Origin of the sequence: Chryseobacterium sp. WG14, assembly GCF_024586945.1 — a bacterium.
Classification (GTDB): domain Bacteria; phylum Bacteroidota; class Bacteroidia; order Flavobacteriales; family Weeksellaceae; genus Chryseobacterium.
Genome location: NZ_JALCZD010000034.1, coordinates 1 through 1,082, shown reverse-complemented (window position 1 = coordinate 1,082; position 1,082 = coordinate 1). Strand labels below are relative to the sequence as shown.

Annotated in this window: 1 protein-coding gene; it reads right to left on the bottom strand. The window is 44.0% G+C overall.

Features of this window, described 5'->3' with window-relative positions; genetic code table 11:
* A partial coding sequence (locus MP478_RS22475; protein ID WP_257201719.1) for a condensation domain-containing protein occupies positions 1 to 1,082 on the bottom strand: 1,082 nt, incomplete at both ends.

The following is a 1,082-nucleotide window of genomic DNA, read 5'->3' as shown; positions in this document are numbered from 1 at the left end:
TCATGGTGCAATGCTGCAAGGTTAATGTCACTGTGCGTATTGAGCTCACTGATCCTATTCTGAATCTCTGTGATCTGATCCACAACCCGGCCATCTGCATGGCTCACAATCAATGGCAGTGTGTTGATATATAATCCGGCTGAAGATTCTATTCCATCAACCGGTAAGCTTCTTCCTGAGACCGTTGTCCCTACAACACTTGTTCCTAAGCCACTGTAAATACTCAGCTGTTTATGCCATAAGTATTGTAAAACAGCATTCACCGTAAAGCCTTGTTCTTTAGTGAACGTCTTCAACGTATGGTACTGATCTCCCTCGATCTGCATTTTTATATGCTGATGATCCTGGATATGACGGTAAGTTCCTAAATCAATATGACGCTGGTCTTCTTTTACTAAACTGCTCAGATCTTCCTGGTCTTCCAGTAAGGTCATATATCTATTCCAAAACTCTGCACTGTCCTCTTTGTGGGTTTGAAGGTACTGCTGGGTCAAAGCATAGGCAGAATCTGCTGCCGGAGAGAGAGCCTCCCCTTTAAGCTGACCCAGGTAATGGTCATGAATGCTATTGAGAATGACAGGCATACTCCAGCCATCCAATATTGCATGGTGGTTGCTGAATAAACAGCTGTAATGGCTAGCTCCTCTTTTGAACAGATACACCCTGAAAAGACTGCCCTTGGTAAGGTCATACACCTCAAAGCGATCCTTTTGTGTGATTTCTCCGATCAGGGTTTCCTGAGCCTCTTTACTCATTCCACTGATATCCTGGTAGCGCCAGTCTACTTCGCCTTCTTTATCGATAACCTGTACGATCTCGCCATTCCAGTCAAAACGTAGTCTCAACGACGGATATGCAGCCTGGGTACGTTTCCAGGAGTCTTTTAACTTCTCTTCATTAATTCTACTATGGTAGTCCCAGATCAATTGTACTCTGTAGGCATCATCTTTATCGCCCTGGTTCAACGCATGGTACACAAAGCCTTCCTGTAAGCTGTTCGCTAAATAAACCCCTTCAATTTCCCCTTTCTCCTGAATACCAAATAGCTGTTCCTGCTCTACAATATAGTCTATATCAGATGG